The organism is Proteus faecis, assembly GCF_030286765.1.
GTDB classification, from domain to species: domain Bacteria; phylum Pseudomonadota; class Gammaproteobacteria; order Enterobacterales; family Enterobacteriaceae; genus Proteus; species Proteus faecis.
In genome coordinates, this window is the sequence record NZ_JASVWV010000011.1 from 42455 (window position 1) to 62798 (window position 20344).

The window sequence follows — 20344 nt, forward strand, 5'->3', positions numbered from 1 at the left end:
CCCTCTTATCCTTAATTTTCTGACATACTGATTTGTGTCTGTCGAATGGCTCTATTATAAGCATTAAGAATTGTATTAACATCAACGTAACACACGAATTTTATATTAAGCTTAAGGATATTATTCCACCCATGCCTTTTAGCGGTTATGATGTTATAAGAATCCATCGTCCTCACTATTAGATGAAAAGGAGTTGCCATGGTTTGGGTTTATGCACTGATTGGATTAGTTGTCGGTCTTATTATCGGCGCACTGGCAATGCGTTACGGTAACAGCACCCTTCGCCAACAAGATGCTATCAAAGCAGAGTTAGACACGAAAAAAGAAGAACTTGATACTTATCGCAATGAGCTTGTCAGCCACTTTGCTAGAAGTGCTGAACTATTAGATAACATGGCGAAAGATTACCGTCAGCTTTATCAACATATGGCAAAAAGCTCTAATGAGCTCATGCCTGATATGCCTGAGCAAGAAAATCCATTTAATTACCGATTAAGCGAATCAGAAGCAGCGAATGATCAATCACCAGTAAAAATGCCACCCCGTGATTACTCCGAAGGCGCATCTGGATTGTTCAGACCAACAGAGAAAAAAGACAGTTAATATTAAAAACGCCACATTTTGTGGCGTTTTTTCTTTCTAATAAACATCATAAAATGACAATTATTTGCTATGGTTTTAAAGATAGCTTTTGTCTTGTAAATCCGTGTAAAAGGAAGCAAAGCACACCATGTCTTAATGAACTTTCCTCTGTCAGTACAGGTCTTAGTGACATCGAGCTCATTTTGAGCAATAACTTTTATTTTGATAACTGTATCAAGAGACTCTAATTCATGTTGACTAAAAAAAGAAAATTATTACTTAGTGCATTAGCAATGAGTGTCGGACTTTCACTCTCTACTATTCCAGCAACCAGCATGGCCGCGTTGCCTGCGGTTATGCCATCAGGTGAACAACTGCCAAGCCTTGCACCGATGTTAGAAAAAGTGTTACCTGCTGTTGTCAGTGTGCACGTTTCAGGAACACGAGTGCAAAGCCAGCAAGTCCCTGAAGAGTTCAAATTCTTCTTTGGTCCAAATTTCCCATCACAACAACAAAGCATTCGTCCTTTTGAAGGATTAGGCTCTGGTGTCATTATTGATGCTCAAAAAGGCTACGTATTAACAAATAACCACGTTGTTGATGGCGCAGATAAAATTCAACTGCAAATTAATGATGGGCGTGAATTTAGTGCAAAATTAATTGGTAGCGATCCACAAACAGATATCGCATTACTGCAAATTGAAAAACCAACTAACTTAACTGCAATTAAAATGGCAGACTCTGACCAATTACGTGTTGGTGACTTTGCGGTTGCAGTGGGTAACCCATTTGGTTTAGGCCAAACAGCAACATCAGGTATTATCTCCGCATTAGGCCGTAGCGGTTTAAATCTTGAAGGTTTAGAGAACTTTATTCAAACCGATGCATCTATCAACCGTGGTAACTCTGGTGGTGCGCTCGTTAACCTAAATGGTGAGCTAATCGGAATTAACACAGCTATTTTAGCTCCGGGTGGTGGCAACATCGGTATCGGCTTCGCCATCCCAAGTAATATGGCGCGTGACCTTAGCCAACAACTGATTTCTCATGGTGAAGTTAAACGTGGCATCTTAGGTATTCGTGGTACAGAAATGAATTCTGATCTGGCGAAATCCTTTAATATTGATGCACAACGCGGCGCTTTTGTTAGCGAAGTAATGCCAGATTCATCAGCAGCAAAAGCAGGCATTAAACCGGGTGACGTTTTAATCTCAGTTGATGGTAAACGTATCAATAGCTTTGCTGAATTAAGAGCCAAAGTGGGTACAACACCGCCAGGTAAAGAGATCCTGATTGGCCTAATCCGTCAAGGTAAACCAATGGATGTAAAAGTGACATTAGAGAAACAATCCGCCGATGCAACACGTGCAGATAACTTCTCTCCTGCACTACAGGGAGCCACATTAAGTAACTATGTGAATAAACAAGTGAAAGCTGTTGCTGTCGATTCGGTAGAAAAAGATTCTGCAGCCGCTGCATCTGGTTTACAAAAAGGCGACCTTATTATTGGTATCAATAATACGCCAATTACATCACTAGGCGATTTACGCAAAGCAATTGACGCTAAACCGCCTGTTCTTGCACTGAATATTCAGCGTGGTAATGAAGAAATTTACCTGCTGTTACGTAATACACCTCGCTAAGAAGTAAGCTTTTCACCTATCTAATTTATTGATTTCTTTAGCCCTATAATTTCCATTATAGGGCTTTTTTTTATACCTATTTTTAGGCTTAAAAGGGTATTTTATGTGCTAAGCGATGCTTTCATAAGTTAAACTATGCTATTCTCACTGCTCCTACGCGAATAATTTCACAGTCAGACATAAATACAGGATTTTTATGTTAACTAAGTTACTGCGATCAACTCTAATTGGTCTTCTCACAGCAGCAATTCTTTTGATTGCAGTTCCTTCAATTCGCCCTATTTTTATTGAACGCCTACTTAATGGCGATTTTCTCAATGCACCTTTTAGCTATAACACTGCAGTGCGACGAGCAGCTCCTGCGGTTGTTAATGTTTATAGCAGTACGATGGGGAGTTTTTCTCAAGAAGGCCGTGAGCTAACATCTTTAGGTGCTGGCGTCATTATGGATGGTCGTGGTTATATTCTGACGAATCAGCATGTTATTAATAATGCTGATCAGATCCTTATCGCCCTTCAAAATGGTGATCTTTATGAAGGCTTACTTGTTGGATCTGATCCTTTAACCGATCTTGCGGTATTAAAAATTGATGCCGATAAACTCCCTACAATCCCCATTAATACTAAACGAATTTCTCATGTTGGTGATGTCGTGCTAGCTATCGGTAACCCATTTAATATTGGGCAAACTATTACACAAGGGATCATCAGTGCTACAGGACGCGTTGGATTAAGCCCAACCCGTTACCAAAATTTCCTGCAAACAGACGCCTCAATTAATGAAGGTAACTCTGGCGGTGCACTAATTAATACTGAAGGTGAACTCGTAGGTATTAATACCATGACATTTGATTCAGGAACCTATAACGGATACCGCCCTACGGCAGAGGGACTAGGCTTCGCTATTCCGACCGAACTTGCAGTTAAAATTATGAATAAGCTAATTCGTGATGGTCGTGTTATCCGTGGTTTTATTGGTATCACAGCAAAAGAATTACCAAAAATTCGCTCATCAAATACAGATATTAAGCAAATTCAAGGATTGCGAATTTTTAGGATCACACCAAATGGCCCTGCGGATAAAGCTGGAATAAAAACCGGCGATATCATCCTTAGCATTAATCATGCACCTGCCACTTCCGCGATGGAAATGATGGATTACATTGCAGAAACGCGCCCCGGTACAGCGCTACCTGTCACGATATTACGAGAAGGTAAAGAGATCAATGTAGATGTAACTATTTCTGAATACCAGCCAGAATAATAACTAACAAAAAATCGCCTTATTCTTGGCTAATCAGGCGATTTCATATAAAACGTCGCACTTTGTAAGCAGCTTTCTTTAAAGGTTTCGGTATTGCGATAATCCTCTAAGGTACTGTGATTACAACCACTGTATTGTCCTTCTTTAGTACCATCATTTTGCCAACCACATACAGGGCAGATCTCAAAAAATGCCTCATCTTTATCTTTGAAAACAAAATAATGACACGCAACACAACTCACTTCTAAAGGAAGATGACAACTTCGCTTTTCCATAGGAAAAACTCTCCTACTACATTATTAATCAATACGTTTTCATTATACTATTGGCTCTAATTCTCTTTATTAGCGATTGAGTTATTTTCAACAGCATGCCAAATTTTTTCAGCTTTTCGTCCAATTAAAATCAGTGAAACCGCCAAAATAAAGAAGAAAATCGCACTGTGTAAACTATCCCAGAAATATTCAAAGAATCGGGTATAAAGGTTGATACCAAGGAATGTTAGACCGAATCCTCTTAACATACCGTCATCTGTTTTAAGGCTAATATAAATACAACTAACTGAAACAACAGCAAATAACAGTGCCCAAGGTAACAATTTTATACTTGATGTGTAATACCATGTATCAGGATCGTAATTGCCGAAAATAGACATTATCCATAGCGCAATAAACAGATAAGTGAGCCCCATTATTTTTGTCATGGTAAATAAACGACGCTGTACCAATACATTTTGTAGAAAATAACAGCCTGCTAATAATACTGCGCCAAAGAAAACAAAGCGGATAGGATAGTTCATCCCTAACCAATAAGCCCCCCAACCAGAGACATATCCTGTTTCAGCACCAAACCAATTTCCTAACATCAATAAGAAGAATAACCACACCAAAGAAGAGCGACTGATAAATCCAATTGCACCATAAATGACACAGCCAATTAGAAAGAGAGGAGCAATATGACCACTACCTGTATCCAGTAACTCTCCTAACTGCCAAAGAAAAATAGCCGTAAACATCACACCTAAAAAGAGAATAAACTCAGTACTGTAATGCCACTGTGTTTCTTTTCGCTGACGTTTAAATCCCCAAAAATAGAGTGCTGAAGCAATAAGTGCCGGAGATACCACACGCATAATTTCAGAAACACTAAAAATCTCAATGAGATAATAAATTAATGCACTATCACTAAAAATACTACCTGCTGCAATAATCAAACAGACCATCGCTATCCAGAATGCATAACGGCTCAGCCGTTTCCAATCAAAAGGAATGCGGTGCAATGTATTTCCTAACTGCTGATATTCTTGTTCTGAAATCTCACCAGATCGTTGCCATTCATCCAGTGCTTGACGAACTAGGCGCTCTTGTTTCCTTGTTACCTGCATATTCATTTCTTCCTTTTAGTTCATAGAAATTTATCTAAAACAGGTCTATTTTTCTTACTGTATCTTGCTGCGAAAGAAATGCCTTATGAATTATCCTATTCTATTAAGCGTCCTATTTACATAATGCATAAAAAAACCATAGCACAACAATGCACTATGGTTTTGAATGGCTAAAAAATGATAACTAAAATAAATTAGTCATTAGAGTGCAAACGTTCTATTTTTGCCCCTAATCCTTGTAATTTAGCTTCAATATTTTCATACCCACGATCGATATGATAAATACGATCAACAATGGTTGTGCCTTCAGCAATACAACCGGCAAGTACTAAGCTTGCGGAAGCACGTAAATCCGTTGCCATCACTTGTGCACCTGAAAGTTTTTCAACACCATGACATAACACAGTATTACTTTCGATTTCAGCATGAGCCCCCATACGGATTAACTCAGGAATGTGCATAAAACGATTTTCAAAAATAGTTTCAGTAATCATCCCAGCGCCTTCGGCCACTAAGTTTAAAAGGCTAAATTGTGCTTGCATATCGGTTGGGAACCCCGGATGTGGTGCAGTACGCAATGTTACCGCTTTAGGGCGTTTACCATGCATATCAAGGCTTATCCAATCTTCACCTACTTCAATATCAGCACCTGCTTCACGTAATTTTGCCAGTACAGCATCTAATGTGTCTGGTTTAGCATTACGACAAACAACATGACCACGAGAAATCGCAGCAGCAACTAAGAAAGTCCCGGTTTCAATACGATCTGGTAAGATTTGATAAGTGCCACCACCAAGACGCTCTACGCCTTCAATCGTAATGCTATCAGTACCTGCTCCACTGATTTTGGCACCTAATGTATTGAGGAAGTTTGCCGTATCTTCAATTTCAGGCTCTCTTGCCGCATTCTCAATAATGGTTTTGCCTTCCGCCAAAACTGCCGCAGTCATAATAGTGATAGTGGCACCCACACTCACTTTATCCATGACGATATGCGCGCCTTTTAAACGCCCATCAACTCGTGCTTTCACATAACCTTCATCCAGTGTGATCTCAGCGCCTAATTGCTCTAAACCTGTGATATGAAGATCAACAGGACGAGCACCAATGGCACAGCCACCCGGTAAAGAAACCTGCCCCTGACCAAAACGGGCCACCAGCGGGCCTAAAGCCCAAATAGAAGCTCGCATGGTTTTAACTAACTCGTAAGGAGCACAAAATTCATTAATGTTACGAGCATCAACGAAAACAGAGCCATTACGTTCAACATTAGTTCCTAAGCGATTAAGTAACTTAATCGTTGTATCGATATCTTTTAATTTAGGAACATTCGTTAATTCTACTGGCTCTTCGGCAAGGATCGCAGCGAACAGGATTGGCAGTGCGGCATTTTTTGCGCCTGAAATATTGACCTCACCTGATAAACAGGTTGGCCCTTGTACTCTAAATTTATCCATCTGTAGAACTCTCTTTTTATTTTGCTGTACGCTGTATACCTACTGAATTAAAGCCCGTTAAGTTTACGATCCCTCTTCCACTCTTCAGGTGTGTAGGCTTTAATAGACAAAGCGTGAATACGGTTATCTGCAATATATTCCATCAAAGGGGCATAAATGGTTTGTTGTTGTTTGACTCTGCTCATTCCCTCAAACATTGCGCCGACAACAACAACTTGAAAATGACTACCATCACCATTGACGATGACTTCATCTAAAGACAGGCTGTCCATTAATACTTGTTTGATTTCATTTGTATCCATAATTGCTTAATCTCAACGTTAAAATAATAATCAGTCGTCTATCCTAATGGAATCCGCCCTACTCTTAAACCATCAAAAACCCCCTTAATGATAAAAGTATCACGAAGGGGGCTTTTTAATACTTTTACTCAAAATCGGTGTTAGGCAATATTCATAATTTCATCAAGATCATAGAGTGTAATTAAGGTCTGAAAACGTTCACTTACACCTTGAATAATAAATTGACGATTTTGCTCTTCCATTTCTGCTTTTAAATGAACAAAAAGAGCCAATCCTGTTGAATCAATATGCCCTAAGGCAGAAATATCAATGGTATTAATATCAGCCAATAATACTTTACGTTGTTGCCACACAGACAATAACGTTTCACGATCTAGCGTTCCTTGGAAATAGAGGACATCCTCTTTTTTTTCCCAATTTAACGAAGCTGACATGTTATTTTTTCTCATCCAGCGTAATTGGTGTTTTAGCACTGATTTCTAACTGTTTTGTTAAACCATCAACACCTTTAGAATTTAAAATATCTGACCACTCATTCTGTTTTGTTGTGATCATGCTGACACCTTCAGCAATCATATCATAAGCTTGCCATTCACCTGTTTTACTGTTTTTACGCCATTGGAAATCGAGGCGAACAGGTGGGCGACCATTTGTATCGATAATGGTGACACGAATAGTTAGAGTTGATTTATCTGCGAAAGGTTTTGCCGGCTCAATGCGGTACTCTTGACCTTCATACATCGCTAATGCTTGACCATAAACTTGAGCAAGATATGCTTCAAACGCAGTGAAATAAGCATCGCGTTGCGCTGGTGTTGCATTGCGATAATGTGGCCCTAACACTAATGCTCCTGCATATTTAATATGAACATAAGGCAGTAATTCTTGCTGAACAATTTGGCGTAAGACTTCAGGGTTTTTACGAATTTCAGGTTGTTCATTTTTTAATTTACTAAAGGTCTTTTGCGCTGCATCTTCCATTAATGCGTAAGGATTGGTTTTATCTACCGCCATTGCAAAAGGCGTTATCACTAATAGTGCGACCATCAATAAGCGTTTAAACATACGTTCGCTTCTCCTCAAATAGGGTTTCAATAATACGATGCATTTATTACGCTAAATCTAGCTAAATGTGTAAGTGCATCGTATAGGAATTAATGATTAAGGTAATGCAGAGTGTTCTTCTATCGGCTTAGATTCAGATTTAGCTGAATTATCACCTTCACCCGTTTTATAAAGGAATTGACCAATAAGATCTTCTAGCACCATTGCTGAATTGGTGTTTGTGATCCGTCCCCCGTCTTTTAACAAAGTAGAATCTAATGCTTCATCATAAAAGCCTAAATTCAATGCAAGGAACTGCTCACCTAATAAACCAGATGTACGAATAGACAATGAGCTACTTTCTGGAATATGGTCATAAATGCTCAGAATATCGAGCGCAACTTCTGGACGATAGTTCCCTTCATCTTCTTCTTTTAAGGTGATAGAGGAAACGCGACCAATAACTACCCCACCAATCTTAACTGGAGAGCGCTCTTTCAACCCACCAATATTACCGAAACTGGCATAAACGCGATAAGTCGGTTGATTACCCATTTCTTTAATATCAGCTACTTTCAGGCATAAGAAAATCACGGCAGCTAACGCAATCAGAACAAACAGACCAACCCAAACTTCAATTTTTTTACTTTGCATGACTTAGTTCCCAAACATCAGTGCGGTTAGCACAAAATCTAAACCCAATACGGCTAACGATGAATGAACAACGGTACGTGTTGTTGCTCTGCTAATCCCTTCTGATGTTGGGATTGCGTCATACCCGTTAAAAAGCGCTATCCAAGTGACAGTAATGGCAAAAACGACACTTTTAATAAAGCAGTTCACTAGATCAAGTCGCCATTCAACGGCACCTTGCATCGATGCCCAGAAAAAGCCTTCATCGATCCCTTTCCAATCCACCCCAACAATTGCACCACCCCAAATACCGATGGCAACAAAAATAAGTGAAAGCAACGGCATACTAATAAGACCAGCCCAAAAACGGGGCGCAACGACACGTCTTAAAGGATCGACTGCCATCATTTCTAAACTAGAAATTTGTTCTGTAGCTTTCATTAAGCCGATTTCAGCGGTTAAGGCAGAACCCGCACGACCTGCAAATAATAGTGCCGTGACAACTGGGCCTAATTCTCTTAACAATGAAAGTGCGACCATCATACCTAGGCTAGCTTCAGCACTAAAGGTTGTTAAAACTAGATAACCTTGTAGCCCCAGCACCATGCCAATAAATAGGCCAGACACCATGATAATTAATAAGGATTGAACACCAACGTTATACAATTGCTTCAGTAAAAGAGGCCATTGTTTACGAAATTCAGGCTTACCAACTAATGCTCGAAAAAGCATAATGCCGGCTCTACCAAAAGTTGCAAAAATCGCCAACGCTCTAGTGCCAATGCGAGATAATAAATTTATCACGTACTAATTTCCTCGTCCTAATAGGTCGTCCTGATAATCTCCCGCAGGAAAACGGAAAGGTACAGGGCCATCAGCGATCCCATCTAAAAACTGTCTTACTTGTCTATTTGGATTATCCTGTAATTCTTGAGCACTACCTTGAGCAATAACTTTCTGTTCCGCAACAATATAGGCGTAATCTGCGATACTTAACACTTCGGGTACATCATGGGAAACCACAACACAAGTCACACCCAGCGCATGATTTAACTCATCAATTAACTTAACAAGCACACCCATTGTGATAGGATCTTGCCCAACAAAAGGCTCATCAAACATAATCAGTTCAGGATCAAGTGCAATAGCCCTTGCTAATGCGGCTCTTCTCGCCATACCACCTGATAATTCAGAAGGCATTAAGCTTGCCGCACCACGTAACCCGACGGCTTCAAGTTTCATCATCACCGTTGTACGGATCAAGGCTTCAGGTAAATTTGTATGTTCTCTGAGTGGGAATGCTACATTTTCAAACACATTCATGTCTGTGAACAGTGCACCTGACTGAAAAAGCATACTCATTTTCTTTCTTGCCTGATACAACGCAGAACGTGATAGCGCAGGAATATTGTCGCCATCGAACCAAATTTCACCACTATCTGGAAGGATTTGTCCTCCCATTAGGCGTAACAAGGTTGTTTTACCAATCCCTGAAGGGCCCATAATCGCAGTCACTTTTCCCCTCGGTACAACAAGATTGATCTCGGAGAAGATCTTTCTGCTACCGCGAGTGAAGTTCATATTGCGCACTTCAATTAGATTGTCAGATTGTGCGTTCATGAATAAAACATCCTCAAGCCTGTCTGCATAAACGAATTTTTACGCTATTTTGGCAGGTCATTCGCTATGTTACAAAGAAATCACCACTATTTAGCAATTTATTGCACGGTTAATTTTACTTTTCGTGCTTGGCTAGTCAAAATATGGTTAATTAGCAAAACCTTTTGACAATATGTTTTTTTATCAGCCCTGTCTTATTGGTTTTTTCTTTATTCGCTCATTGTTGGAAAACTGATGGCATGTTGATTACTTTGTCTCTTTTAATTCTTGGGTTGATGTTACTCGTTTATGCATCAGACCGATTAGTTTATGGTGCGAGTGTTTTTGCGCAATCGTTAAAAATCCCCCCCGCTGTTATCGGTATCTTAATTGTAGGTACAGGTACCTCACTACCTGAGCTTTTTATTTCAACTGATGCCGCAGTTCATAATTTACCTGATATCGCTATCGGGACAGCGATTGGCTCTACTCTCACCAACCTTCTCCTCATTGCGGGTATTGGCGCGATGATTTACCCCATGAACATTCAATCCGCAGTGCTAAAAAAAGAGCTTCCATTGATGATTATAGTCATCATGCTCGTTGGCATTATCGTTTCTAGCGGAGAACTAGGGCTTAGAGAAGGCACACTGCTCTTTTTTATTGGTTTTGCATCCATTTTTCTGATGATAAAAACGATGCATAAAACACTAACACAAGAGCGCCACGTATTACCTTTAGAAACCTTAACGCGCTTTGAATTACAGACAAATCCCCGTAATTCTGTTGCTCTTTTTTGGGTTGTTATCGCGTTACTGATTATTCCAGTTGCAACTCAAATGATATTAGATAATGTCTTTATTCTAATGCAACAGTATCATCTCAGTGGTTTTTTTGTTGGTTTAACCTTGCTATCCATTGGTACAAGTTTACCTGAATTAGCAACGACCATCGTGGCTGCACTCAGACGTGAAAATGAATTAGCCTTAGGGAATATTATAGGTGCTAATATTTTCAACCTGACATTTGTTTTAGGAATGCCAGCATTACTTTCACCAAGCACATTTAATATCAACACTTTTTATTTTAGTTTTGCTGTACTTGGTGTGGCCAGTTTACTGTTTTCTCTCTTTTCATTAGGGCGAAAGCAACGCCTCAACCGAGGAAAAGGGATATTCTTATTAGTTTGCTTTATTATTTATATTACGGTGTTGTGCGTCGCACATTCTCTCTTAACCTAAAATAAATGGTACAAAAAAATGACCGAGTTTGATTTTCAGCAAGCAGGAAAAAAAGTTCTTCATATTGAACGTGATGGATTAGCTGAACTAGAACAATACATCAATGATGATTTCACTCTTGCCTGTGAAAAAATTTTTCACTGCCAAGGTCGAGTTATTGTCATGGGAATGGGTAAATCTGGTCATATTGGACATAAGATTGCCGCTACATTCGCCAGCACAGGCACACCTTCTTTCTTTGTTCATCCTGGTGAAGCAAGCCATGGCGACTTAGGTATGGTGACAGAAAAAGATATCGTTCTAGCGATTTCAAACTCCGGTGAAGCCAGTGAGATCCTCGCACTTATTCCGGTACTGAAACGGAAACAGATAACACTGATTTGTATGACACGCACACCTCAAAGTACAATGGGGAAAGCGTCTGATATTCATCTTTGTATCAAAGTACCTAAAGAAGCGTGTCCTTTAGGTCTTGCACCAACAACCAGTACAACAGCAACCTTGGTCATGGGGGATGCACTGGCGATCGCTCTTTTACGTGCTCGTGGTTTCACCGCTGAAGATTTTGCGCTTTCTCATCCCGGTGGTGCATTAGGCCGTAAATTACTCCTTCATGTCAGTGATTTAATGAATAAAGAGGAAGATATTCCTCGTGTCACTAAAGATGCCACTTTACGTGAAGCACTTGTCGAGATAACCCGTAAAAAATTAGGTATGACCGTTATTTGCGATGATAGTATGCAGATCAACGGTATCTTTACTGACGGTGATTTACGGAGAATATTTGATTTAGGAATAGATCTGAACAATGCCAAAATCTCAGATGTTATGACAAGAGGCGGTATTCGTATTCGCCCAGATTGTTTGGCAGTTGAAGCACTGAATTTAATGCAAGCAAAACATATCACCTCACTATTAGTAACAGAACAAGATAGTGATATCCTGTTAGGTGTTTTACATATGCATGATTTATTACAAGCGGGTGTTGTATAAGATATTCATAACGTTCGAAGGATAAAAATGAATACAATGATAGAAACTTGTTATGGTGCAGTCAGTAAGCAAATCATCCAAAAAGCAGAAAAAATCCAATTGCTGATTTGTGATGTTGATGGTGTGATGTCTGACGGACTCATTTACATGGGTAATAATGGCGAAGAATTAAAAGCCTTTAATGTCCGTGATGGATATGGCATCCGTTGTTTGCTTACATCAGGCATTGAGGTTGCTATCATTACAGGTCGTCAGTCTAAACTGTTAGAAGATCGCGCTAAAACCCTTGGCATTACATATCTTTACCAAGGTCAGCATAATAAGCTTTTGGCGTATCAACAACTGTTAGATACACTAAACCTTAAACCTGAACAAACAGCCTATATTGGTGACGACCTGATTGATTTACCAGTAATGGAAAAAGTGGGACTTTCTGTCGCCGTAGCTGATGCTCATCCATTACTTACACCTCGTGCTAATTATGTAACTCGCATTGCGGGTGGTCGTGGTGCAGTACGAGAATTGTGTGATTTAATCCTTTTAGCGCAAGGTCGGCTTGAAGACGCTAAAGGTCTTTCGATTTAACGTATAACGATACAGAATGAATAAATTAAAATCCTGGTTTACCTTAATTCTTGCCATTATCGCCCTTGGGCTGATTGGCTGGAACTACACTAATAACACTGAATTCGGTGATGGTGCGATTGTTGAAGATGGTCAGCCAACTTATCAATCCAAATCATCGATATCTTTTGTTTACGAGCCAACGGGTATACTCGGATATAAACTTGTTGCTGATGATGTCAAAAATTATGCTCAGCAAAAGTTTACGTGGTTTACTAACCCTGTCTTAACCACCTATTCACCGACAGGGGATGCTACATGGACAGTACGCGCAAATAAAGCCAAGCTAACAAACAGTAAAATGCTCTATCTTTATGGCGATGTTCAAATTGATAGCTTAACGGATGACTCTCAACTACAGAGAATAAGCACAGACAATGCTATTGCAAATTTGGACACACAGGATGTTTCCTCTGATGATGAAGTGACTATTATCGGCGTCGGACTGAAATCAGTCGGCTTAAAAATGCGAGGCAATCTGCGCGAAAAACGTGCAGAGCTGATTGAAAAGGTAAACACCTATTATGAGATCCCTAATGAATCAAAAAATCCGTAATACACTGATTATCGGTACACTTTTAGCGATAAGCGTACCTGCGATGGCGCTTAAAGATGACACACAACAACCTATTGTTGTTAACTCTGAAAAACAGTCGCTTGATCTAGAAAAGAATGTGACAACATTTACACAAAATGTTGTGATAAAACAAGGTTCTATTGATATTCGTGCAGACAAAGTCGTTGTCACACGTCCTGGCGGAGACTCCAAAAAAATCGTTATAGAAGCATTTGGTAACCCTGTGACTTTTTATCAGTTACAAGATGATGGCAAACCAATCAAAGGTCGTGGTGACAAAATGACCTATGAAATGGATAAAGAGTTAATAACCTTAACGGGTAAAGCCTATCTTGAACAATTAGACAGTAATATCACCGGTGATAAGATCACTTATCTCGTCCCAACTCAGCAAATGGAAGCCTTTAGCGGTAAAGGTAAACAAGTGACAACTGTTTTACTGCCTTCCCAGTTGCAAGAGAAAGGCCCTGGTGTTAACAACAAAGGTAAGTAACACTTTATGGCGCTGTTAAAAGCTGAAAATTTAGCGAAAGCATACAAAGGGCGCACCGTTGTCGGTGATGTCAGCCTGAACGTTAATTCAGGTGAGATTGTCGGTTTGCTTGGACCAAATGGTGCAGGTAAAACAACCACATTCTATATGGTTGTTGGCATTGTCGCTCGCGATGCAGGTAGTATTACCATTGATGATGAAGACATTACGCTGTTACCGTTACATGAACGAGCACGTAAAGGCATTGGCTATCTTCCTCAAGAGGCGTCTATTTTTAGACGCTTAAGCGTTTATGACAACATTATGGGGATCTTAGAAATCCGCCATGACTTAACGCCTGAAGAACGAAAAGATCGCGCAGAAGAACTGCTAGAAGAGTTTAATGTCAGCCACTTACGTAACAGTTTAGGGCAATCATTATCAGGGGGGGAACGCCGCCGTGTTGAAATCGCACGAGCATTGGCAGCAAATCCTAAATTCATTTTATTAGATGAACCTTTTGCGGGTGTTGACCCTATTTCGGTGTTAGATATTAAAAAAATTATCCAGCATCTCCGTGATTATGGATTAGGTGTACTGATTACTGACCATAACGTTCGTGAAACATTAGATGTATGTGAGCGTGCTTATATCGTCAGCCAAGGTCATCTTATCGCTCATGGTTCACCAGAAGAAATTCTTGAAAATGAGCAAGTTAAACGTGTTTACTTAGGTGAAGGCTTCCGCCTGTAATCTTTGATTCACTTTTACTCTGTCATGGATGACAACAGCAAAGGACTCATCGCATTATTATGAAACAAAGTTTGCAACTTCGTCTTAGTCAGCAACTGGCAATGACGCCACAGCTACAACAGGCTATTCGTTTGTTGCAACTTTCGACGCTTGAATTACAACAAGAAATTCAACAAGCGCTTGAATCTAATCCACTTCTAGAACAAGACGACGATCAACAAGATCCCGTTTTAGATGATACCTCTCATACAAAAGATCAGTCAGACTCAACAACAGAAACAACAACTGAAAACGACGTTGAAGAGTTCGATACACTGGATGCTTTAGAACAAAAAGAGATGCCTGATGATCTCCCTTTAGATACACAATGGGAAGAGATCTACACAGCAGGCACACCTTCTGGCACCAGTAATGACTATACTGATGATGAACTGCCACTGTATCAAGGTGAAACTACAGCCTCATTACAAGATTACCTAACATGGCAGGCGGATCTCACTCCATTTTCGGAAACAGACAGAGCCATTGCGATAAGTATTATCGATGCTATTGATGAAACAGGATATTTAACTGTCACAACAGATGACATCCTTACTGGAATGGGCGATGATGAATTAGAGCTAGATGAAGTCGAAGCCGTATTAAAACGTATTCAACGCTTTGATCCTATTGGTGTTGCTGCACGTGATTTAAAAGAGTGTCTTTTGATTCAGCTATCCGCTTTTTCAACAGAAACACCCTATCTTAAAGAAACGCAGTTAGTCATTAGCCAATATTTAGAATTGCTAGGTAACCGTGATTTTCGTCAATTGATGCGTCAAACGAAGTTACGAGAAGAGACACTAAAATCTGTTATTGAGATGATCCAGTCTCTTGATCCTAAGCCCGGATTAAGTATTGATACAGGCGAGTCAGAGTATGTTATTCCAGATATACTAGTAAAAAAATCAGGTGAACGCTGGCAAGTTGAGTTAAATACAGATAGCATTCCTCGCCTACGAATAAATGAGACTTATGCAGCATTGGGTCAATCGGCTCAAAATGAAAGCGATGGAAAATTTATTCGTGACAATTTACAAGAAGCTAAATGGCTGATAAAAAGTTTAGAAAGCCGAAATGAGACATTATTAAAAGTCGCTCATTGCATTGTTGACACACAGCAGGCATTTTTCGAATTCGGTGAAGAGCATATGAAGCCTCTTGTGTTAGCTGATATTGCTGAACAGGTTGAAATGCACGAATCCACCATTTCTCGAGTGACAACGCAGAAATTTTTGCATTGCCCGAGAGGAATTTTCGAATTGAAGTATTTTTTCTCTAGCCATGTGAACACTGATAGCGGAGGTGAAGCCTCTTCAACAGCAATCAGGGCTTTAGTGAAGAAACTAATCGCAGCAGAAAATCCAGCGAAACCACTTAGTGATAGTAAACTGGCCGATATGCTCGCAGAACTTGGCATACAAGTTGCTCGACGTACTGTTGCGAAGTATAGAGAGTCATTATCCATCCCGCCTTCAAATCAACGTAAAGAGTTGGTTTGAGCATAATTGAGAAGGAAGACACTATGGAACTTCAAATCACTGGTCATAATATTGAATTAACCGATGCTCTGCGTGATACCGTCAAAGCAAAAAGCGCGAAATTACCTCAGTTCTTTGACAAAATTAATAACGTTCAGGTTATCCTGAAAGTCGAGAAAGTTAATAAAATCGCGGAAGCGACCATTCAAGTTAATGGCGGTGAATTACATGCCTCTGCAGAAGCAGAAGATATGTACGCAGCAATTGATGGATTAATGGATAAACTGGCTCGTCAATTAACCAAACACAAAGATAAACTGAGACAACATTAATTCATTTCCCATTGTAAAATGGGGATACAATCGGCGAAGTTACTGCGTTGTTTATGACTCGGTTTAAACCAACGCCTAATCAATATCAGTAACGAAAAACCAGATGTCACTTTGTGGCATCTGGTTTGCTGGTCTAAGTGAATAAGACAATGAACAACGATACAAAGATGAATATTAGCGACGTACTTTCTCTGGCATGTACGCATAATAATGTACATTGCACGAGTAAAAAGCGCGCGTTAGAAATTATCAGTGAAAATGCGGCAAAAGCACTTAATTTACCCGAAACACTGATATTTGAGGCCTTACTGACGCGTGAAAAAGTCGGTACAACAGGAATTGGGGGTGGTTTAGCAATCCCTCATGGACGTATTGAAAGTGATGAAACAGAAAAAGTAGTTGGCGTGTTTCTTCACCTAAGCGAACCTATTGCCTTCGACGCTATTGATAATCAACCTGTCGACTTGTTGTTCGCATTACTCGTTCCTGCGACACAATGCAAGGAACATTTACACACACTGTCTTTAATTGCAAAACAGTTGGCAGACAAAAACTTATGTCGCCGACTACGCTCCGCACAAAGTGATGAAGAGCTTTATCAGATTATCACAGAATAACCCCTACGGGTTTAATGGGACGCGAATAGCATACAGTGGAATGATATTCATCACTGGGAATTTATAGGGGAGCTACCTCATGGTGCTGATGATAGTCAGCGGACGCTCTGGTTCAGGTAAGTCAGTCGCTTTGCGTGCGCTTGAAGACATGGGATTTTATTGTGTTGATAACTTACCTGTTGATCTTTTACCGGAGCTCGCAAAAACACTGGCTGAACGTGATGCTTCTGCTGCCGCAGTCAGTATTGATGTCCGAAATATGCCTGAGTCGCCGGAGATCTTCGAAAAAGCGCTAGAAAGTTTACCCGCTGAATATTCTCCACAACTCTTATTTTTAGACGCAGATAGAAATACTTTAATTCGTCGTTATAGTGATACTCGACGTCTTCACCCACTTTCGACCAAAAATCTTTCGCTAGAAATGGCAATTGATACCGAAAGTGATCTGCTTGAGCCATTACGATCACGCGCTGATCTCATCATTGACACCTCAGAAATGTCAGTTCATGAGCTTGCAGAAATGCTACGGACTCGCTTATTAGGCAAGCGTGAACGTGAGTTAACGATGGTCTTTGAATCATTTGGCTTTAAGCATGGTATTCCTATTGATGCGGATTATGTTTTTGATGTGCGATTCTTACCCAATCCACATTGGGATCCAAAACTGCGTCCAATGACAGGTCTTGATCGCCCTGTCGCGGCATTTTTAGATAGACACACCGAAGTTCATAACTTTATTTATCAAACTAGAAGCTACCTTGAACTTTGGTTGCCGATGTTAGAAACCAATAACCGTAGTTATTTGACGGTTGCAATTGGTTGTACGGGGGGGAAACACCGTTCAGTTTATGTTGCTGAACAACTCGCCGATTATTTCCGCTCTAGAGGGAAAAACGTACAATCACGTCACAGAACTCTAGAAAAACGCAAATGACCCAATATCGACAAGTTGCGATTAAAAATCGACTCGGTATGCATGCAAGGCCTGCAATGAAATTATTTGATTTAGTCAAAACATTTCAATCAACCGTCATTTTACGTAACAACGAAGGGGTTGAAGCACAAGCGGATAGTGTGATTGCTATGCTGATGTTAGATTCAGAGCAAGGCAGTCAAATTGATATAGAAGTTACTGGTAGTGATGAAAATGAAGCTATTGATGCTATTATCGCATTATTTGAATCGGGGTTTGATGAAGAATAATCGTAATAGAAAACAATAGATTAGCATTTCTTAACTAAATAACCAGAAAGAGACTGTGATCACTGTCTCTTTCTTTTTTATACAGAACCGCCTATTATCTCTTATATGAGTTTAACAACACCCCCACCTCACCCGTGGGGGTGTTGTTTTGCATTGGAATAAATTGGAGTATGGTATGACAAAGCCAACAATTATCATCAACGAACTTGATGCAGAACGTTTAGATTCATTACTTGAACAACCAGCATTTGCAGATAGCCCGATTGCTGAAGCATTGAATGAAGAATTAGATCGTGCTGACATTGTTACACCAGCTGATATCCCTGCTAATATTGTCACAATGAACAGCACAGTCCGTTTTATGGACTTAAAAAATAATGAAGAACGTACTCGTACTTTAGTGTATCCCGCTTCATTAAAAGACAGCGCCACTGAACTTTCAGTCATGGCACCCATGGGGGCTGCTCTACTGGGTTTAGCGATTGATGATGAGATCAGTTGGAAGCTGCCAAATGGCCTTGAAACCAAGGTTAAAGTATTAGAAATTCTATACCAACCTGAAGCTGCAGGTGAATTACACCGTTAAGCAGAGCTGAAGGTTCGCGTCTTATTTTTATCTTCTCAAATTGAAAAGCACACGGGTAAACGCGATATCTCAGCCCATTGCGGGCTGAGATTAAAGGTTGCAATAAGTATCTAAAATTTACTCACCTGCAATACTCATTTCTGGTAATAACAACGATCCACACTGAACATTACTGCGCGTCTCAATATCATCACCCATAGTAGCAATATTTGCCCACATCTCTTTTAAGTTACCTGCAATTGTCACTTCACTTACAGGATATTGAATTTCACCGTTTTCAACCCAAAAACCGCTCGCACCACGAGAGTAATCACCCGTTACTGTGCTGACACCTTGTCCCATCAATTCAGTAACAACTAGGCCTGTTCCCATCTCTTTTAACAGCGCATCAAACGATAAGCCTTGCCCTGGAATATACCAGTTATGAATACCACCAGCATGACCATTACTTTTTAAACCCAGTTTTCTTGCTGAATATGTGGTTAATAACCACTCTTGTAATACGCCATCTTTAATAATTTCAGCATTCGTTGTACGTACACCTTCACTATCAAATGGTGTTGATGCCAAACCTCTTATTAAATGAGGACGTTCTTGAATATTTAACCACTGAGGGAAAATTTGCTTACCTAAGCTATCAAGTAAACAAGAAGATTCACGATAAATCATGCTACCACTGATTGCCGACACCAAATGACCAAAAATACCTGTCGCAACATCGGCCGCAAAAATAACGGGAGCTTTCATGGTTGGTAGTTTACGAGGTGCTAAGCGAGATAAAGTACGACGCGCACACTCTTGCCCCACCCACTCAGGTGATTCAAGATCAGCAAAACGACGACTAATGGTGTAAGCATAGTCGCGCTCCATATCTTCACCATCACGAGCAATAACACAGCTCGACATCGAATAACGTGAAGATGAATAGCTTTTTAATAAACCAAGACTATTACCAAATACACGGGTTCCACTGTGACTATTAAAGCTGCCCCCTTCTGTATTAATAATGCGGCTATCGCTATCTAAAGCGGCTTTTTCTGCTCTTGATGCTAATTCAATCGCTTTATCTGCCGTAATTTCGGTAGGATGGTAAAGATCAAGGAAAGGCGCATCAAACGCTAAGAGCTCTTGATCAGCAGGCCCTGCATATGGGTCAGCTGAAGTGTAGCGCGCAATATCCACTGCGGCTTGTACGGCACGCTTGATCGCATCAGGGCTTAAATCTGTTGAAGATGCACTACCTTTACGTTGTTGTTGATAAACCGTAATGCCCAACGCGCCATCACTGTTAAATTCGACATTTTCAACTTCACCGTAACGTGTACTTACACTAATCCCCGTCGATTTATTAATAGCGACTTCAGCGCCATCACACTGTTTTGCTGCCAGCTCTAATGCGAGAGAGACAGCATCTTCAAGCTGTTTTACCTGATCTGAATTATTCATTGAGAACCATTTTTCCTAAGGAGAACACCACTTTTTACTTATTTTTAGCAAAGTAAATCAATTGACAGGTGG

Annotated in this window: 25 protein-coding genes; 15 read left to right on the plus strand and 10 right to left on the minus strand. The window is 40.2% G+C overall.

All coding sequences use genetic code 11. From position 1 onward, the window contains the following. The first annotated feature begins 198 nt into the window (after positions 1 to 198). From zapG to degS, 3 genes are all read left to right on the plus strand, one after another. Positions 199 to 603: a Z-ring associated protein ZapG gene (zapG, locus tag QSH13_RS13905; RefSeq protein ID WP_109396077.1), complete on the plus strand. Its 405-nt coding sequence runs from the start codon at positions 199 to 201 to the stop codon at positions 601 to 603. A gap of 230 nt (positions 604 to 833) precedes the next feature. Beyond that, positions 834 to 2225 (plus strand): serine endoprotease DegQ, encoded by a 1392-nt coding sequence (gene degQ, locus QSH13_RS13910; protein ID WP_109396078.1) that lies wholly within the window; start codon positions 834 to 836, stop codon positions 2223 to 2225. 196 nt (positions 2226 to 2421) lie between these two features. Then, positions 2422 to 3489, plus strand: coding sequence for an outer membrane-stress sensor serine endopeptidase DegS (gene degS, locus QSH13_RS13915; protein ID WP_109396079.1), 1068 nt, complete (start codon positions 2422 to 2424; stop codon positions 3487 to 3489). A 29-nt stretch (positions 3490 to 3518) separates the two neighbouring features. Here the strand turns inward: degS and QSH13_RS13920 are convergent, their stop codons facing one another. From QSH13_RS13920 to mlaF, 9 genes are all read right to left on the minus strand, one after another. Then, positions 3519 to 3764 carry a CPCC family cysteine-rich protein gene (locus tag QSH13_RS13920; protein WP_109396080.1) on the minus strand — a complete coding sequence of 82 codons (246 nt, stop codon included), beginning with the start codon at positions 3762 to 3764 and terminating at the stop codon, positions 3519 to 3521. Between the two features lie 56 nt (positions 3765 to 3820). After that, positions 3821 to 4873, minus strand: coding sequence for a DUF2157 domain-containing protein (locus QSH13_RS13925; protein ID WP_196543863.1), 1053 nt, complete (start codon positions 4871 to 4873; stop codon positions 3821 to 3823). A gap of 194 nt (positions 4874 to 5067) precedes the next feature. Beyond that, a complete protein-coding gene (gene murA / locus QSH13_RS13930; RefSeq protein WP_196543864.1) occupies positions 5068 to 6330 on the minus strand; it encodes a UDP-N-acetylglucosamine 1-carboxyvinyltransferase in 1263 nt (420 codons plus the stop codon). A 47-nt stretch (positions 6331 to 6377) separates the two neighbouring features. Then, positions 6378 to 6632 (minus strand): BolA family iron metabolism protein IbaG, encoded by a 255-nt coding sequence (gene ibaG / locus QSH13_RS13935; protein ID WP_006535338.1) that lies wholly within the window; start codon positions 6630 to 6632, stop codon positions 6378 to 6380. Between the two features lie 140 nt (positions 6633 to 6772). Then, on the minus strand, positions 6773 to 7066 hold the full coding sequence (mlaB, locus tag QSH13_RS13940) for a lipid asymmetry maintenance protein MlaB (protein ID WP_109396085.1): 294 nt from the start codon (positions 7064 to 7066) through the stop codon (positions 6773 to 6775). A gap of 1 nt (position 7067) precedes the next feature. After that, entirely contained in the window at positions 7068 to 7697 is a 630-nt protein-coding gene (gene mlaC, locus QSH13_RS13945) for a phospholipid-binding protein MlaC (RefSeq protein WP_075671443.1), read from the minus strand. A 96-nt stretch (positions 7698 to 7793) separates the two neighbouring features. After that, complete coding sequence (gene mlaD, locus QSH13_RS13950; protein WP_109396086.1) at positions 7794 to 8330, minus strand: outer membrane lipid asymmetry maintenance protein MlaD; 537 nt, start codon at positions 8328 to 8330, stop codon at positions 7794 to 7796. A 3-nt stretch (positions 8331 to 8333) separates the two neighbouring features. Next, positions 8334 to 9113: a lipid asymmetry maintenance ABC transporter permease subunit MlaE gene (gene mlaE / locus QSH13_RS13955; protein ID WP_072063773.1), complete on the minus strand. Its 780-nt coding sequence runs from the start codon at positions 9111 to 9113 to the stop codon at positions 8334 to 8336. Positions 9114 to 9116: 3 nt separating this feature from the next. Further along, positions 9117 to 9929 carry a phospholipid ABC transporter ATP-binding protein MlaF gene (mlaF, locus tag QSH13_RS13960; protein WP_072063774.1) on the minus strand — a complete coding sequence of 271 codons (813 nt, stop codon included), beginning with the start codon at positions 9927 to 9929 and terminating at the stop codon, positions 9117 to 9119. Positions 9930 to 10168: 239 nt separating this feature from the next. On the opposite strand from mlaF, the gene QSH13_RS13965 reads away from it, so the two are divergent. From QSH13_RS13965 to rnk, 12 genes are all read left to right on the plus strand, one after another. Further along, complete coding sequence (locus QSH13_RS13965) at positions 10169 to 11149, plus strand: calcium/sodium antiporter (protein ID WP_185901646.1); 981 nt, start codon at positions 10169 to 10171, stop codon at positions 11147 to 11149. Positions 11150 to 11167: 18 nt separating this feature from the next. Then, positions 11168 to 12142, plus strand: a complete 975-nt coding sequence (gene kdsD, locus QSH13_RS13970) for an arabinose-5-phosphate isomerase KdsD (RefSeq protein ID WP_109396088.1) — start codon at positions 11168 to 11170, stop codon at positions 12140 to 12142. 27 nt (positions 12143 to 12169) lie between these two features. Further along, positions 12170 to 12727: a 3-deoxy-manno-octulosonate-8-phosphatase KdsC gene (gene kdsC / locus QSH13_RS13975; protein WP_109396089.1), complete on the plus strand. Its 558-nt coding sequence runs from the start codon at positions 12170 to 12172 to the stop codon at positions 12725 to 12727. Between the two features lie 16 nt (positions 12728 to 12743). Then, positions 12744 to 13322 carry an LPS export ABC transporter periplasmic protein LptC gene (gene lptC / locus QSH13_RS13980; protein ID WP_109396090.1) on the plus strand — a complete coding sequence of 193 codons (579 nt, stop codon included), beginning with the start codon at positions 12744 to 12746 and terminating at the stop codon, positions 13320 to 13322. After that, positions 13303 to 13836, plus strand: a complete 534-nt coding sequence (gene lptA / locus QSH13_RS13985) for a lipopolysaccharide ABC transporter substrate-binding protein LptA (protein ID WP_109396091.1) — start codon at positions 13303 to 13305, stop codon at positions 13834 to 13836. The genes lptC and lptA overlap by 20 nt, the downstream gene beginning before the upstream one ends. Positions 13837 to 13842: 6 nt before the next feature. Then, entirely contained in the window at positions 13843 to 14568 is a 726-nt protein-coding gene (gene lptB / locus QSH13_RS13990; protein ID WP_006535352.1) for an LPS export ABC transporter ATP-binding protein, read from the plus strand. 59 nt (positions 14569 to 14627) lie between these two features. Next, positions 14628 to 16109: an RNA polymerase factor sigma-54 gene (gene rpoN / locus QSH13_RS13995; protein WP_109396092.1), complete on the plus strand. Its 1482-nt coding sequence runs from the start codon at positions 14628 to 14630 to the stop codon at positions 16107 to 16109. Positions 16110 to 16132: 23 nt separating this feature from the next. Next, positions 16133 to 16420: a ribosome hibernation promoting factor gene (gene hpf / locus QSH13_RS14000; protein ID WP_036913954.1), complete on the plus strand. Its 288-nt coding sequence runs from the start codon at positions 16133 to 16135 to the stop codon at positions 16418 to 16420. Positions 16421 to 16569: 149 nt separating this feature from the next. Next, positions 16570 to 17037, plus strand: coding sequence for a PTS IIA-like nitrogen regulatory protein PtsN (gene ptsN / locus QSH13_RS14005; protein ID WP_109396093.1), 468 nt, complete (start codon positions 16570 to 16572; stop codon positions 17035 to 17037). A 79-nt stretch (positions 17038 to 17116) separates the two neighbouring features. After that, positions 17117 to 17971 carry an RNase adapter RapZ gene (gene rapZ / locus QSH13_RS14010; RefSeq protein ID WP_023582880.1) on the plus strand — a complete coding sequence of 285 codons (855 nt, stop codon included), beginning with the start codon at positions 17117 to 17119 and terminating at the stop codon, positions 17969 to 17971. Then, positions 17968 to 18240 carry a PTS phosphocarrier protein NPr gene (gene npr, locus QSH13_RS14015; protein WP_006535359.1) on the plus strand — a complete coding sequence of 91 codons (273 nt, stop codon included), beginning with the start codon at positions 17968 to 17970 and terminating at the stop codon, positions 18238 to 18240. Before rapZ ends, npr begins: the two co-directional genes overlap by 4 nt. A 175-nt stretch (positions 18241 to 18415) precedes the next feature. Continuing rightward, positions 18416 to 18826: a nucleoside diphosphate kinase regulator gene (gene rnk / locus QSH13_RS14020; RefSeq protein WP_023582881.1), complete on the plus strand. Its 411-nt coding sequence runs from the start codon at positions 18416 to 18418 to the stop codon at positions 18824 to 18826. A gap of 117 nt (positions 18827 to 18943) precedes the next feature. Here the strand turns inward: rnk and pmbA are convergent, their stop codons facing one another. Beyond that, positions 18944 to 20272, minus strand: a complete 1329-nt coding sequence (gene pmbA / locus QSH13_RS14025) for a metalloprotease PmbA (RefSeq protein WP_185901644.1) — start codon at positions 20270 to 20272, stop codon at positions 18944 to 18946. Positions 20273 to 20344 lie beyond the last annotated feature (72 nt).